This is a genomic window from Blautia sp. RTP21359st1_E11_RTP21359_211015 (assembly GCF_040910705.1).
GTDB lineage: Bacteria > Bacillota > Clostridia > Lachnospirales > Lachnospiraceae > Blautia_A > Blautia_A fusiformis.
In genome coordinates this window covers 1-16,107 of the sequence record NZ_JBDGAB010000076.1, presented here as the reverse complement: position 1 = coordinate 16,107, position 16,107 = coordinate 1, and the positions used below count along the sequence as shown (strand labels likewise).

At 46.1% G+C, this 16,107-nt stretch carries 14 protein-coding genes; 8 read left to right on the top strand and 6 right to left on the bottom strand.

The features are described 5' to 3' along the window. From AB5026_RS17425 to AB5026_RS17390, 8 genes are all read left to right on the top strand, one after another. Positions 1-1,678: V-type ATP synthase subunit I (locus AB5026_RS17425; RefSeq protein WP_368214008.1), on the top strand; the 1,678-nt coding region annotated here is incomplete at its 5' end. A 67-nt stretch (positions 1,679-1,745) separates the two neighbouring features. Next, entirely contained in the window at positions 1,746-2,177 is a 432-nt protein-coding gene (locus tag AB5026_RS17420; RefSeq protein WP_015525392.1) for an ATP synthase subunit C, read from the top strand. A gap of 1 nt (position 2,178) precedes the next feature. After that, complete coding sequence (locus AB5026_RS17415; protein ID WP_178818144.1) at positions 2,179-2,487, top strand: V-type ATP synthase subunit F; 309 nt, start codon at positions 2,179-2,181, stop codon at positions 2,485-2,487. 12 nt (positions 2,488-2,499) lie between these two features. Then, positions 2,500-3,087, top strand: a complete 588-nt coding sequence (locus tag AB5026_RS17410; RefSeq protein ID WP_092072620.1) for a V-type ATP synthase subunit E — start codon at positions 2,500-2,502, stop codon at positions 3,085-3,087. Next, positions 3,080-4,849: a V-type ATP synthase subunit A gene (locus AB5026_RS17405; RefSeq protein ID WP_178818143.1), complete on the top strand. Its 1,770-nt coding sequence runs from the start codon at positions 3,080-3,082 to the stop codon at positions 4,847-4,849. Before AB5026_RS17410 ends, AB5026_RS17405 begins: the two co-directional genes overlap by 8 nt. 15 nt (positions 4,850-4,864) lie before the next feature. Beyond that, on the top strand, positions 4,865-6,247 hold the full coding sequence (locus AB5026_RS17400) for a V-type ATP synthase subunit B (RefSeq protein ID WP_015525388.1): 1,383 nt from the start codon (positions 4,865-4,867) through the stop codon (positions 6,245-6,247). Positions 6,248-6,259: 12 nt separating this feature from the next. Then, positions 6,260-6,883 carry a V-type ATP synthase subunit D gene (locus tag AB5026_RS17395; protein WP_059086266.1) on the top strand — a complete coding sequence of 208 codons (624 nt, stop codon included), beginning with the start codon at positions 6,260-6,262 and terminating at the stop codon, positions 6,881-6,883. A gap of 829 nt (positions 6,884-7,712) precedes the next feature. After that, a complete protein-coding gene (locus tag AB5026_RS17390; protein WP_368214006.1) occupies positions 7,713-9,044 on the top strand; it encodes an MATE family efflux transporter in 1,332 nt (443 codons plus the stop codon). Between the two features lie 237 nt (positions 9,045-9,281). Here the strand turns inward: AB5026_RS17390 and nagB are convergent, their stop codons facing one another. The 6 genes from nagB to AB5026_RS17360 form a co-directional block, all read right to left on the bottom strand. Next, positions 9,282-10,025, bottom strand: coding sequence for a glucosamine-6-phosphate deaminase (gene nagB / locus AB5026_RS17385; RefSeq protein ID WP_015525385.1), 744 nt, complete (start codon positions 10,023-10,025; stop codon positions 9,282-9,284). A 103-nt stretch (positions 10,026-10,128) separates the two neighbouring features. Further along, complete coding sequence (locus tag AB5026_RS17380) at positions 10,129-11,439, bottom strand: alpha-L-fucosidase (RefSeq protein WP_021653144.1); 1,311 nt, start codon at positions 11,437-11,439, stop codon at positions 10,129-10,131. Positions 11,440-11,469: 30 nt separating this feature from the next. Next, positions 11,470-12,315, bottom strand: coding sequence for a carbohydrate ABC transporter permease (locus tag AB5026_RS17375; protein WP_021653145.1), 846 nt, complete (start codon positions 12,313-12,315; stop codon positions 11,470-11,472). A gap of 20 nt (positions 12,316-12,335) precedes the next feature. Further along, the gene (locus tag AB5026_RS17370) at positions 12,336-13,256 is read right to left on the bottom strand and encodes a carbohydrate ABC transporter permease (protein ID WP_044962507.1); all 921 of its coding nucleotides are present in this window, start codon (positions 13,254-13,256) and stop codon (positions 12,336-12,338) included. A 90-nt stretch (positions 13,257-13,346) separates the two neighbouring features. Further along, positions 13,347-14,702 carry an ABC transporter substrate-binding protein gene (locus AB5026_RS17365; protein WP_021653147.1) on the bottom strand — a complete coding sequence of 452 codons (1,356 nt, stop codon included), beginning with the start codon at positions 14,700-14,702 and terminating at the stop codon, positions 13,347-13,349. Positions 14,703-14,766: 64 nt separating this feature from the next. After that, positions 14,767-16,056 (bottom strand): alpha-L-fucosidase, encoded by a 1,290-nt coding sequence (locus tag AB5026_RS17360; RefSeq protein WP_368214009.1) that lies wholly within the window; start codon positions 16,054-16,056, stop codon positions 14,767-14,769. Positions 16,057-16,107: the final 51 nt, after the last annotated feature.

Here is a 16,107-nt window from a genome sequence, read left to right as displayed (position 1 = left end):
AAAGGAGATCCGCTCCCAGGCGGATCAGCTCCAGAAGGAACAGTCCGAACTGGAAGAAAAATGTTCCTCTCTGGAAGAATCACTGCGGATCATACGTCCCTTCCGAAATATTGATTATGATATTTCATCCATACTTCATCTGAAGTATATCCATTTTCATTTCGGACGTATCGAGAAACAGTATTATGAGAAATTCAAGAAATATATTTACGACAATCTGAACACGATCTTCCTTAAATGCGATGAAGATGACCAATACGTCTGGGGCGTTTACTTCGTACCGAAGCATGATGCGCACAAAATTGATGCCGCCTACTCTTCTATGCACTTTGAAAAGATCTTTGTGCCGGATAATTATACCGGAACTGCCCAGCAGGCATTTTCAAGCGTAAGCAAACAATACGCGGATGCCCTGAAGCATCTGGAAGCACAGAAACAGAAATACCAGAGATTTCTTGCGGATCAGGCAGAAACCATCGTTACCGCCAGAAACACACTTCTTCAGTTTTCCAGAAATTTCGATGTCCGGAAAGCGGCTGCCTGCACCGGAAAGCATGAGAATTTCTATATTCTCTGCGGATGGATGACAGAAGCCGACACCAGAGCTTTTCAAGCCGATATCTCATCCGACGAAAAAATCTTCTGCCTGGTAGACGGAGAAGATACCAATACGCCGGAGCACGACCAGAACCATCAGCCGCCGACCAAGCTGAAAAACCCGAAGCTTTTCAAGCCCTTTGAAATGTATGTAAAAATGTACGGACTTCCCGCCTATGGCGAGATGGACCCTACCTGGTTTGTTGCCATCACCTACTCCTTTATTTTCGGAGCCATGTTCGGTGATGCAGGACAGGGACTCCTGCTCTTTATCGGAGGATTGCTCCTGTACAAGCTGAAGCATATCGATCTTGCCGGGATCATCAGCTGCGCCGGAGTCTTTTCCACATTTTTCGGTCTGATGTTCGGAAGTATCTTTGGATTTGAGGATGTCATACCTGCTCTGTGGCTGCGGCCTGTGGACAGTATGACGACCATACCTTTTATCGGAAAACTGAATACCGTATTTATCGTTGCCATCGGATTCGGCATGGGAATCATCCTCCTGTGTATGGTTTTCAACATCATCAATTCATTTAAAACGCATGATGTTGAAAAAACCTGGTTTGACACCAACGCTGTGGCAGGACTTGTATTTTATGGCTCCGCAGTTCTCTGCATCGGACTCTTTGTATCCGGGCATGCAGTTCCGGGTGGTGCAGTCCTTGCCATTATGTTTGGTTTACCGCTGCTTCTTATTTTCTTCAAGGAGCCTCTTACAAACCTGGTAGAAAAAAAGGCCGAGGTTATGCCAAAAGAAAAAGGCATGTTTATCGTACAGGGTATTTTTGAACTGTTCGAGGTTATCCTGAGCTACTTTTCCAATACACTCTCCTTCGTGCGTATCGGTGCTTTTGCAGTCAGCCACGCAGCTATGATGGAGGTTGTACTTATGCTTGCAGGCGCAGAAAACGGCAGTCCGAACTGGATCGTCATCATTCTCGGAAACCTGTTCGTATGCGCTATGGAGGGCCTGATCGTAGGTATCCAGGTACTCCGTCTGGAATATTACGAAATGTTCAGCCGTTTTTACAAGGGCAGCGGACGGAAATTCGAGCCGTTCTGCTCAAAAAACAAATAAAATGCCAGAGTCGGAACGCATTCTGATCCGGGCATTCAATTAAACGAATATTAAGGAGGTCATCATCATGACAGTCATTACACAGATCACAATCGCAGTTGCACTTGTACTCAGCATCATTCTTCCATTTGGTTATTATCTTCTCGGCGAAAAAAGCCGCGGCCGCTACAAAACAGCTCTTGGTGTCAACGCCTTTTTCTTCTTCGGGATCATGCTTGTTGCCATTGCAGTAACATTTGCAGGCGGAGCTTCCGTACAAGCTGCTACAGGCGCTGACGCAGGCCTTGCAACAGGTATGGGTTACATCGCAGCAGCACTTGTTACCGGACTTTCCTGTATCGGTGGTGGTATTGCCGTTGCCAGTGCGGCAAGCGCAGCACTTGGAGCGATCAGTGAGGATCAGAGCATCCTTGGTAAATCTCTTATCTTCGTAGGTCTTGCCGAAGGTGTTGCTCTTTATGGACTGATCATCTCCTTCATGATCCTGGGTAAACTTTGATATGAAAATGTATCTGATCAGTGACAATATTGATACTCTGACAGGAATGAGACTGGCCGGTGTAGAGGGTGTGATCGTTCATGAGCACGACGAACTGAAGGAAGCTCTGGAGCGCACCATCGCAAACAAAGAGATCGGAATCATACTCCTGACCGAAAAATTCGGCCGGGAGTTTCCTGAGATCATTGATGATGTCAAGCTTCATCACAAAACACCTCTCATCATTGAAATTCCTGACAGACATGGTACCGGCCGCAGACCTGATTTCATTACATCTTATGTAAATGAGGCCATCGGATTAAAATTATAGGCAGGTGATATTATGACAATTGAAGAGAAGCTTAAACACTTCTATGACACCTCCGTGGACGAAGCACGCCGTCAGGCGGAAAAAGATGTCCGGGAACACAAGGAAGCCCTGGATGCCGCACTGGAGGAACATAAAAAAATGTCTCTGGGAAATGCTGCCAGTTCCCGCAAAGCCGAGATCGCAAACGCAAAGCGTGAGATCAACAAGGCACTTTCCGCAGAGCAGCTTCACATCCGGCGAAACTGGACTGCCAGACAGAGCCGCTTAAAAGAAAAACTTTTTGCAGATGTCCGGGTACAGATCCTGAAATTCATGGAATCTCCCCGCTATGAAGAATATCTTTGTACAAAGATCGAGGAAGCTGTCTGCTTCGCGGAACACGATGAGATCCAGATCTATCTTTCAAAAGAAGATGAACCCCGTCTGAAGTCTCTCACTGTAAAGACCGGTTTCCCGCTGAAGGTTTCCGATGAATCCTTTATCGGCGGGATCAAGGCGATAATCCCTGAAAAAAATATCCTCATCGACAATTCCTTTGAGGAAGGCTATCAGGCAGCTTACAGAGAATTCAAATTTGACGGAGGTCCAGCACATGAGTAAAACAGGTATTATCTACGGTGTTAACGGTCCTGTTATCTACCTCAAGGGCGACACCGGCTTCAAGATCTCCGAGATGGTCTATGTAGGCCCCGAAAAACTGGTTGGAGAAGTCATCGGTCTTAAGAAACATATGACGACCATACAGGTTTTTGAGGAAACTACAGGACTGAAACCCGGAGAAACTGTTATCGGAACAGGAGACGCTATTTCCGTTCTCCTTGGTCCGGGAATCATCCACAATATTTTTGATGGTATCCAGAGACCTCTGGCAGAGATTGCCCAGGCCTCTGGAAAATATATTTCCCGTGGTGTCAGCGTTGACTCTCTTGACACAGAAAAAAAATGGGAAACCCACATTACCGTAAAGGAAGGTGACGTCATCGGTGCAGGCACGGTTATTGCCGAGACACAGGAAACCGCCTCCATCCTTCACAAATCCATGGTTCCGCCTACGATCACACATGGAACCGTTATCCATGCAGTTCCTGACGGTGCCTATACCGTTCTGGAGCCCATCGTTACCATCCGCCTTGATGACGGAACTGAAAAAGAACTGGCGCTTGCCCAGAAATGGCCGATCCGTGTTCCACGGCCGACCTACAAGCGTTTCCCGGCCAGCGTTCCGCTCCTTACCGGTCAGCGAATCCTGGATACCCTTTTCCCTATTGCCAAAGGAGGCACTGCTGCAGTTCCCGGCGGATTCGGAACAGGAAAAACCATGACACAGCACCAGATCGCCAAGTGGTCTGACGCAGATATCATCATCTACATCGGCTGTGGCGAGCGTGGAAACGAGATGACACAGGTTCTTGAGGACTTCAGCAAACTGATCGACCCGAAATCCGGGAACCTGATGATGGACCGTACCACACTGATCGCCAACACCTCCAACATGCCGGTTGCAGCCCGTGAGGCTTCCATCTACACAGGTGTTACACTTGCGGAATATTACCGTGATATGGGCTATGACGTAGCCATCATGGCAGATTCCACATCCCGATGGGCTGAGGCTCTCCGTGAGCTTTCCGGACGTCTGGAGGAGATGCCAGCAGAGGAAGGTTTCCCTGCATATCTGGCAAGCAAACTTTCCGCATTCTATGAGCGTGCGGGAATGATGCAGAACCTGAACGGAACAGAAGGTTCCGTCTCCATTATCGGTGCGGTTTCCCCTCAGGGCGGCGACTTCTCCGAGCCTGTTACACAGAATACGAAACGATTTGTCCGCTGCTTCTGGGGACTGGACAAGGCCCTTGCTTATGCCCGCCATTTCCCTGCTATCCAGTGGCTGACCAGTTACAGCGAATATCTGGAGGACCTGACTCCCTGGTACAGAGAGCATGTTTCCCCGAAATTCGTCTACGACAGAAACCAGATCATGGCAATCCTCAATCAGGAAAGTTCTCTTATGGAAATCGTCAAACTGATCGGAAGCGACGTTCTTCCGGATGACCAGAAACTGACGCTGGAGATCGCCAGAGTCATCCGTCTGGGTTTCCTGCAGCAGAACGCTTTCCACCAGGAAGACACCAGTGTTCCTATGGAAAAACAGTTCCTGATGATGGAAACCATCCTCTATCTCTACGAGAAATGCCGTGCTCTTGTAAACCGTGGCATGCCGGTTTCCGTACTGAAAGAGGATAAGATCTTTGAACGTATCATCGCCATCAAATACGAAGTTCCAAACAAAGAGCTGGAGCGTTTTGATGAGTATCATAAAGATATCGACCGCTTCTACGACAACGTACTGGAAAGAAACGGTTAAAGGAGGGATCAGTTTATGGCAATCGAATATCTTGGCCTGAGTGAAATAAACGGCCCTCTTGTTGTCCTTGAGGGTGTCAAAAACGCATCTTACGAGGAGATCGTGGAATTCCACATGGAAGACGGCACACAGAAGATCGGCCGTATCGTGGAAATCTATGAAGACAAGGCTGTTATCCAGGTTTTTGAGGGAACTGATAATATGTCCCTCGGCAATACACACACACGTCTTACCGGACATCCTATGGAGATCGGGCTTTCCCCGGAGATCCTGGGACGTACCTTTAACGGTATCGGCCAGCCCATTGACGGGCTTGGCGAGATCACACCGGAGGTCAGCCTGAACATTAACGGGCTTCCGCTGAATCCGGTAACCCGTGAATATCCACGAAACTATATCAACACCGGTATCTCCGCTATTGACGGACTGACCACACTGATCCGCGGCCAGAAGCTGCCGATCTTTTCCGGTAACGGTCTTCCACATGATAAGCTGGCTGCACAGATCGTTCAGCAGGCTTCCCTGGGAGCAGACTCCGATGAAAAATTCGCCATTGTTTTTGCGGCAATGGGTGTGAAATACGACGTAGCGGAATTCTTCCGCAGGACCTTCGAAGAAAGCGGTGCGTCCGACCACGTTGTGATGTTTTTGAACCTTGCAAACGATCCGGTTGTAGAGCGTCTTCTGACACCGAAGATCGCCCTCACTGCCGCTGAGTATCTTGCTTTTGAAAAAGGCATGCATATCCTGGTAATCCTGACTGATATCACCTCCTTCTGTGAGGCCATGCGAGAGGTTTCCTCCTCCAAGGGTGAGATCCCTTCCCGAAAGGGTTATCCCGGATATCTGTACAGTGAGCTTGCAACCCTTTACGAGCGTGCGGGAATCGTCCGTGGCGGCACCGGTTCTGTAACCCAGATCCCAATCCTGACCATGCCAAACGACGACATCACACACCCGATCCCCGACCTTACCGGATATATCACAGAAGGCCAGATCGTACTGGACCGCCAGCTTCACGGTCAGGCGATCTATCCGCCGATCAATGTTCTGCCATCCCTGTCCCGTCTGATGAAGGACGGTATCGGTGAAGGCTTCACACGTGCTGATCATCAGGATGTTGCCAACCAGCTCTTCTCCTGCTACGCAAAGGTAGGCGATGCAAGAGCTCTGGCATCCGTTATCGGTGAGGATGAGCTTTCTCCGCTGGATAAGCAGTACCTTGTATTCGGAAAAGCCTTCGAGGCAGAGTTTGTAGGACAGTCAGAAACAGAGAATCGAAGCATCATCGAAACTCTGGATAAGGGCTGGGAGCTTCTTGGCCTTCTTCCAAGAGAAGAGCTCGACCGTATCGATACCAAAGTTCTGGATCAGTATTACAGAGAAACCGTCCGTTAGTGAGGTGATTTTATGGATCCGAATACCTTTCCCACCAAGGGAAATCTCATACTTGCAAAAAACTCTCTGGCTCTTTCCAAACAGGGCTATGAGCTTATGGACAAAAAGCGTAATATCCTGATCCGTGAAATGATGGAGCTGATCGATCAGGCAAAGGATATCCAGTCACAGATCGATGAGACCTTCCGTACCGCTTATGCGGCTCTTCAGAAGGCAAATATGGAAATTGGAATCGCTTTCGTAGACCAGATCTCTCATACCGTTCCTGTGGAAGATTCCATCCGGATCAAAACCAGGAGTGTCATGGGAACCGAGATCCCTCTTGTGGAATATGACAAAAAAGCAGGCAACACGCCGACTTATGCCTACTACAGCACCAAGCTGTCCCTGGACGAGGCCAAGGCAGCCTTCGAGCGTGTAAAGGAGCTGTCCATCCAGCTCTCCATGATTGAAAACGCCGCCATCCGTCTTGCCACCAACATCAAAAAAACCCAGAAGCGTGCCAATGCGCTGAAAAACATCACCATCCCCAGATACGAAACTCTCACCCGAGATATCACCAATGCTCTGGAAGAAAAAGAGCGTGAAGAGTTTACACGTCTGAAGGTGATCAAACGTATGAAACAAAATAGTTAAAAAATCCTCCGCAGATCTTTCCGGTTCTGCGGAGGATTTTTTGGTTATCCACATTTATCCACACCTGAAAATGACTTTTCAACACCTTGCAGTGATCGTTTTAACTGGGCACTGTTCTTTTTTATCCTCATTTCCATACATCCGAGAGTCCCCCTTTTAAATAGATTAGTTTTTTAAGAATTCATTTGCTATTATCTGATTATTTGTTTTTATTCTTTTATATTATGTCTTTTTTGCAATAAATTTTATGATATTTAGAATTTAAAAATGTCAATAGTTTTAAAAACTTTTTTCCCATTTTTTACAATTTTATCATTTTACACAAAACATATGTTTAAATTTATTTATGTAAATCAGGTCATCCACATGGTTATCCTTGTGGATAATGTGGATAAATTTGTGCATAACTTGATTATTGGCGGATTTGCGGATTTTTGTCATGTGGAAAACTTTTTGGAAAGTTTTTCACTTATCCACCATGGTTCGACAAGTTTTGTGCATATTGCCAGAACGACCTTTTCAGGGCTGATATTGCCCGTATCCGCACGCACCTGTCTAATGTTGCCAATCCTCTCCGATTTTATATCAAGCCTTTCTTTTTGCAGCTTTTTATGGTGTTTCTCCTGCGTGCGGTCTTGACATCAGCACTGTTTTTTGTTAATGTGAAAACACTAAAACAACGTGTGGATTTTTCAGTTTTGAACTTTTTTCGCCACACAATCTGTCCGATTCGAGAAGACAGATTGTGTGGCTTTTATTATGCACAAAAAACACGCTCTGTTTTCCGCACCTGATATTCTTACGATTCTGATATAAAGGGGGATTTTTCATGAACAGCACATTTATGAAGGAAAAGCCTGTCGGCCCGCTGCTGGCATCCATGGCGCTGCCTATGGTCTTTTCCATGCTTGTAAACTCACTATACAACATTGTGGACAGCTTCTTCGTGGCACAGATCAGCGAGCAGGCCATGACCGCCCTGTCCCTTGTCTATCCGGTCCAGAACATGATCAACGCCGTTGCCATTGGCTTCGGAATCGGAATCAACGCCAGAGTTTCCTATCACCTTGGCGCAGGCGACAAAAAAATGGCAGACACTGCCGCAACCCACGGATTTTTTCTGTCTGTGATCCACGGGATCCTGATGACCGTGATCAGCATCGCTGTTATGCCCGTATTCCTTCAGATGTACACCCAGGATGAAACCGTGATCCGGATGGGGCTGGAGTATTCTACCATCGTTTTCCTGTTTTCCACAGTAATTGCCATCAGCCTTTTCTTCGAAAAACTTTTCCAGGCTGTAGGACGGATGAAAGTATCCATGCTCGCCCTGCTTGTGGGATGTATCAGCAACATCATCCTGGACCCGTTCCTGATCTGGGGAATCGGCTTTTTCCCGAAGCTGGGTATCCGGGGCGCAGCTCTGGCTACTGGCATCGGCCAGGTGCTCACCATTGCGGTCTATATGGTCTTTTATATCCTGAAGCCTATTCCTGTACGTGTAACGCCCAAAACCCTGAAAACAAGCAAAGTAACGGATCTGAGCCTGTATACCATCGGTGTTCCCGCGATCCTGAACCTTGCACTGCCATCGTTTCTGATCTCTTTTCTGAACTCCGTGCTGGCCGCTTACTCGGACAGCTATGTGGTGATCCTTGGCATTTATTACAAACTGCAGACCTTCCTGTATCTCCCGGCCAACGGAATCATCCAGGGAATGCGCCCGCTGATCGGTTATAACTTCGGTGCCCGTGAGATGAAGCGTGTGAAAAAAATCTTCCGGCTCACCCTGGAATCCAGCTGTGTGATCATGCTCTTTGGAACCGTTATCTGCCTCCTGGCATCCGGACAGCTTATGGGACTTTTCACAACTACCCCGGAAACCATTGCCGCTGGCTCCAGAGCACTGAAGATCATCAGCGCCGGCTTTCTTGTTTCTGCTGTATCCGTTACCACTTCCGGTGCCATGGAAGGCCTTGGAAAAGGCACGCAATCCCTTGTAATTTCCCTTTTCCGCTATGTGGTCGTTATCATGCCCACCGCATATCTTCTGTCCCATTTTATGGGTCCTGATGGCGTGTGGAACGCATTCTGGATCACAGAGGTGTTTACAGCCATCGTTTCTGTCATGATTTATCACAAAACGTTGAAAAAAGCCTGAGACTGCAAATGTCCGGCCCACCGGCCTGTTTGCAGCCACCTGCAGGTTTACGTCCCGAAAGCACAAAAAGCTTCGATCCACTCTCTGAGCACATCGCTCATCGATGAGAGTTAGATCGAAGCTTTCTTTATTAACCAAATCAGGAAAATCCCAAGAGTGATCCCTGATATCCTCTTGACTCAAACGGATATCCGTGATCTGCGTTCATTTAATTCGCGGAAATTTCCTCTGTATTTCTTACAGCAGTCCCTTCTCACGGATCAGCTTTAAAGCGCCTTCATCGGCCACTACCGTCACATCCGGGTGAAGCTGCAGGATAGATGCCGGCACGTTGGGCGTGATCGGTCCGTAGAGAGATTTGTAAAGAGCATCTGCCTTTGCCTCTCCGGTAGCGACCAGAAGGATTTTCTTTGCAGTCATGATGTTTTTGATACCCATGGTATATGCCTGCTTCGGCACATCATCCATAGTCTCAAAGAATCTTGCATTTGCCTTGATGGTGCTCTCCGTAAGGTCTACGCAGTGAGTCTCCTTCTCAAATGCTGCACCCGGCTCGTTGAAGCCGATGTGGCCATTTCCGCCGATTCCAAGCAGCTGCATATCAATACCACCCACGCTGCGGATGATCTCATTGTAATCCGCGCAGGCTTTCTCACTGTCCTCTTCCAGTCCGTTTGGCACATAGGTTCTTGCCTTATCGATATTTACATGATCAAACAGATTTGTGTTCATAAAATAACGATAGCTCTGATCGTTGTCTCCGGAAAGTCCTTTGTATTCATCAAGATTTACGGATGTGATCTGCGAAAAGTCCAGATCTCCTTTTTTGTACCACTCGATCAGCTGCTTGTACATTCCCACCGGTGTGGAGCCTGTAGCAAGTCCGAGAACGGCATTTGGCTTCATGATGATCTGTGCAGACATGATATTCGCTGCTTTTCTGCTTACGTCATAGTAATCTTTTCCTGTATAAATGATCATAATCTTTTCCCTTCTCCTTATGGTAAAAAAGAACAACCGGATAACTAAGATTCACATATCTCCTGCTTTTCCTGTTGTTCTTTTTTATTATTGATTCGTTTTTTTACTCAGCCATCTCTACTTCGAGAACATAATCTACCGGGTCCGGAAGTACCGGGTCAGGTCCCAGATCAACGAATGCGATATCCGGGTAATCGCTGTGCATCCATGCGTTGGAGATCGGCACCTCATGTCCGTCATCCAGCGCACGCACCTTCACGATCTTATCCTTATCAAATCCCAGAAGCGGAAGTGGTCCCAGTGTATTCTCATAAATATGCACATAGTATTTGTTTCCGTTTCTGGTGATACGTCCGTAATCCGGCTTCGGAATGTTTTCAGCCGGTACACAGCCGTAGATACTGTCATGATTCTTATCCATCCAGCGGCCGATCTCAGCCAGGATCGCAGATGATTCCTTCGGGAATTTACCTTTGGCATCCGGTCCTACGTTCAGGATCATATTTCCGCCCTTGGAAACACACTCTACCAGCTTCTTGATCAGCATGGAAGCCGGTTTGTAATAATGATCGTTTGCACAGTATCCCCAGTTGTTGTTCATGGTGAAGCATGCTTCCCAGACCATCGGGTTGCCTTCCTTATCGCAGATTCCTTCCGGCGGGATGATCTGCTCAGGGCTTACGAAATCGCCATGGTACGGTGTCGGATCACACTCATACAGGGATCCTCTTCCCTCTCCGCTGGCTTCCAGACGGTTATCGATGATAACCTGCGGCTGTAAGCTGCGCACCATGTTGATCAGCTTTGTTGCGCCCCATTTTTCCCCTCTCATATCGTCGTAGGAGAAATCAAACCAGATGATATCGATCTGTCCGTAGTTTGTACAGATCTCTTCTACCTGATTATACAGATATTCTGTATAACGTGAGAAATCACGGTTCTCATTTCCGCACTCTTTGTGGTTTCTCATCGGATGGATACGGTCTCCGTAATGCGGATAATCCGGATGATGCCAGTCAAGCAGTGTGAAATAGATTCCAACCTTAAGGCCTTCCTCACGAAGTGCCTCTACATACTCCTTGATCAGGTCTCTTCCTGCCGGTGTGTTTGTTACCTTGTAGTCTGTGTATTTGCTGTCAAAGAGGCAGAATCCGTCGTGATGTTTTGCTGTCAGGACTACATATTTCATACCTGCAGCCTTGGCCTCTTTTGCCCACTGCTTCGGGTTGTAGTCTCTTGCATCAAATTCTTTCATAAACGGAAGATATTCTTCCTCAGGTATTTCCTCTACGCTTCGTACCCACTCGCCTCTTGCAGGGATAGAATATAATCCCCAGTGGATAAACATTCCAAAACGGGCATCCTGGTACCACTCCATACGTTTTTCATATTCTTTTCTGTCAAACTGATACATGATTTTTTCCTCCTGTTTAGATTAAAAGCATCAGCCTTTGATAGCTCCGGAAAGCATACCTTTTTCAATCTGTTTATGGAACACGATGTAAATGATAAGCATCGGAATTACGGACATTACTACATATGCAAACTGACTTCCGATCTCCTGTGTATGTGCAGAAGAGAAGTTCAGCATCGCACGTGAAACTGTGAAATATTTGGTATCTGTCATCAGGATCATGGAGAATACAAGTTCACTGTATCCATAGATGAATACGAAGATCGCCTCTGTTGCGATGATCGGCTTGCAAACAGGGAAAAGGATCTTCCACAGCAGCTGCCAGTTGTTACATCCATCAATGATCGCCGCCTCATCCAGGTTCCTGGAGATTCCATCCATGAATCCTGTATAAAGGAATATCGCCTGGGACATACCAAACGCAACATAGATCAGGATCAGGAAGAACAGGTTGTTCTTTGCATTTAATGCTGTTGCAATGTTGTTGATCGGGATCAGTGTACAGTGAACCGGAACCATTACTCCGATCATGAAGAATACATATACCCATTTCAGGAATTTGTAATCTTTTCTTGATAAGATGTATGCTGCCATCATTCCGACTACAGTATTAAATACAGTTGTCAGAGTCGCTACAACCAGGGAGTTCTTGATGGTATTCAATGCATCCGCTGTTTTGTTTGCGCTGATATAGTTCTGGAACATAATCTTCTTAGGGAAGCTTAACAGGTTCAGGTAAATCTCTGAGTTTGTTTTGAAGGAAGCCATTACGGTCACTACTACCGGAAACAGTGTAACAACTGTCCACAGGATCGCGATAATGTACAGCGCTATCTTTCCTCCATGCATTTTCTGTTTATTAGCTGTTTTTTCCATATCGTCTCTTCTCCTTCCGCCTACATTGCAAGATCTTTATCTTCACGGAACAAATGATTGGTCACAAGACTCAGCACAACACCCAGCACTAACAGAATAACGCCGTATGCACTGCTTCGTCCGAACAGCTTATAGGAGAATCCCTGTGTATAAAGCATGATTGAAGGTGTGGAGCTGATATCGTTCGGGCCTCCTCTTGTCATTGCCCAGATGATATCGAATACTTTCAGACATCCTGTAATACACAAAATAGAGAATACCTTGAAGGAGTTTTTCATCAGAGGAAGGATGATATAGCGGATCCTCTGCCATCCTGTAGCACCATCCAGCGCTGCAGCCTCATTTAACTCATCAGGGATCGCCACCAGACCAGCTGCAAAGATCAGCATGTTATATCCGGCATACATCCATTCGTTTACCAGAACAACGATCCAGACGTTTACAGTCTTTATCGTCAGCACATCAGGGATCGTACCATGAAGGCCGAAAATATTTTCAATGGTATTAAAGATACCAAAGTTCGGATTTAACATAAATGTCCACATCAGGGCTACTGCTGTTGTTCCTAACATATTCGGAAGGAAGTAGCAGGTTCTGAAGAATCCGGTTCCCTTGATCTTTGCAGTTACCAGCATTGCGAGACCAAATGAAAGCGGCATCAGGATAACGAAACCACCGATCATAAAGTACACACTGTTGAGCATTGCATTCCAGAACAGCTTATCTGAAAAAATCTTCTGATAGTTCTCAAGTCCTACCCATTGCTTTGCCGCACCAAACATACCGTTCCATTTACGGAATGATAAGCCTACGGTATCAAAAACAGGGTAGATGACAAAAATAACAGTTATTAAAATTGCCGGAAGAAGGAACGCTAAAGAAAGCGTAAGATCTTTTTTGTCCAGCTTCTGTTTTACCTTTGGTACAGATTTACCTGCCATATGTATACCTCCGTAATAAACAAGGGGAAGCAGATGATGCTTCCCCCTGTTTCTCTTATCCACACATCATGCGTTCAGTCAAAATTCTCTTTATTCGTAAGCAGACATTTTGTCAACGATATCGTCTCCAACTTCCTGTGCACTTGCGCCTGTCGCTAATGCCTGAAGAGAATTACGGATTGTATCCATAGCTGCTGTGTTGCTGTCATATGTAGGAATCTCAAGTTTAGACTCTGTATTCTCAGCCATGATCGCATTTACATCGTCAAGCAGATAGTTACCTGTATCAATCGTAACCTTCTCAGCATATGTTGTCGGGCTGGATTTGCACATTTCGTTGATGGAATCTACACTTGTAAGGTATTTGATGAATTTAACAGTTGCTGCGATTTCCTCATCGCTCTTGTTTAATGTAGTGATGTAGTATGTATCAGAACCGCCGCCCATCTCTACAGTCTTGTTTGCTTCGTCGATATAAGGAATTCTTGTAACACCGATCTTCTGAGCATCGAAGAGAGTTGTATCGGAGTCATTCTGGAAGTTACCGCAGTTCCATGTTCCGTCAACTGTGAATGCAGCTTTTCCTGCCTCGAACATATTTCTCTCTGTGTTGAAGTCTGTGCTGAGGATTCCGTCTCCCCAGTATCCTGCATCAATCATATCTTTCATCTTCTGATAGATTGCAACCATCTTCTCGCCGTTGTAAGCCTCTTTGTCGCTTGCAAGATCATCTGCGATGCTTGTTCCGTAAGCTTTCAGAGCAAGAGCACTCATCAGATGCTCGAAGTGATAGTTATCTTTGTCAGAGTAGTTGAATGGCTGGATTCCTGCATCTTTTAATTTTGCGCAGGCATCAACAAGATCATCCCAGGACTCCGGAACATCTACGCCAACCTGATCAAGGTAATCTTTGTTGTAGTAGAGACAGAGCTGATAAGCGGACCACGGAATACCATAGGTTCCTTCAATGCCGTCAAACTGTGTTGTCTCCCATGCAAAATCCTGAACTCCCTCTTTCCATTCCGGATACTGTTCAAAGTATGGTGTCAGATCCAGTATATATCCTGCATCTACATACTCTCTTGTACGGCTTCCGCCATACTGAAGGAATGCGTTCGGTACATTACCGGAAGCGAAATCTGTTGTAAGCTTCTCTTCGTAATCAGACTCTGTAGAAATACTCTCATCTGTTACATGGATCTTTCCTTCGTTCTCTTTATTGAACTCATCAAGTGCTTTGTAATACCATTTAGCCTGTCCGTCTGTATCAGATCCGTTGTTAAATCTGAATGCTACTCGAAGCTCAACGTTTTCAAAATCCATATTGTCTACATCGTAGTTTGTGTCACCCTTTGCAAATACGGCGCTTCCTGTTACGCCTACTGTTGACATTGCGGTTACACCGGCGAGACACAGTGTTGCAACTTTTTTCATTCGTTTCTTCATGAATAAATCCTCCCTTAATATGATTTTTTATTATATAGTTTTCCCATTGATGTTCATAAATTGATCAATCGATGATCGCCTCAAAGATCGGCTCTTCTTCCTCAAGCTCCAGGCATACACAGTAGTTCTTTGCCCCCTGAAGCTTCTCCGGAAGCTCTACCTCTATCATCGAGTTTCCTTCACAGCACTTTAATGCGCGGCACGGAAGCTTTTCTCCTGTGCTTACCACATATGCACCCTTTAACTGATTACCGATGTTCAGCAGTTCAACTCGATATCTCGGTGCAAGTACGTGTACGTAAAGCTTATGTGGTCTCTTTGTAAATTCAATGCTCGGAATCTCATACGGATAGATACCAACATTCTTGGTTCCGTAAATTGCTTCCGCATTCTCAGTCACGTATTTACCAACCTCATTCATAACCTCGACACAAGCTTCCGGAACAGTTCCGTCTGCCATTGGCCCTACGTTCAGCAGGTAATTTCCGCCTCTGCCGACGATCTTGAGAAGAAGGTTCAGGATATCATCCGGATTCTTCCAGTTTGTATCGTATTTATTATAACCCCATGTATCATTTACAGTTGCCGGTACTTCCCAGTCACCGTCGTATGGAAGACGTGGGATAAAGTTATCACCGGTGGTCATGTAATCGCCCTTCTGGTGTCCGATACGTCCGCTGATGATGCAATCAGGCTTAATACCCTTAACCCAGTCTCTTAATTCCTGAGCTTCGTCTGCGGTCATTCCCATCGGAGTATCAAACCAGATCAGGGAAATGTTATCGTAATTCTCAAGAAGCTCTTTTAACTGCGGTTTGCATTTCTCATCGAAGTATGTACGGAATTCCGGCTTCCATTCGTTCTTGTCTTCGTAATCCTTCTTATAGGCATTGTCATCATCCCAGTCCTGAGCCTGTGAATAATAGATACCCATTGTCATGTCATATTTCTTACAAGCATCGGAAAGCTCTCTTAAGATATCTCTTCCTGCAGCCTTCACTACATTAAAATCACTGACCTTGGAATCGTACATTGCGAATCCCTCGTGATGCTTGGAAGTAAGAACGATATATTTAACACCCCACTGCTCTTTCGCTCTTTTCACAAACATGTCCGCGTCAAATTTGTCCGGATGGAACTCATCTTTCAGCTTTCTGTAATCTTCCTTGTCAATGTTGAGATTGTTCTCGATCCACTCTGCGATACGGTCTGTCTTGGTGACCTCGCCGGTCTTCGGATCTTTCCACTCTCCTGCAAGGATGGAATAAAGTCCCCAATGGATGAATAATCCGTATTTGGCATCTTTATACCACTGCTGCTTTGTGTCTGCCATAACCTTCTCCTTGTTTCGTATAGCTGATTTTCTTGTTACGTAAAACGTTTCGTTTTTTGTTAAGACTATCTT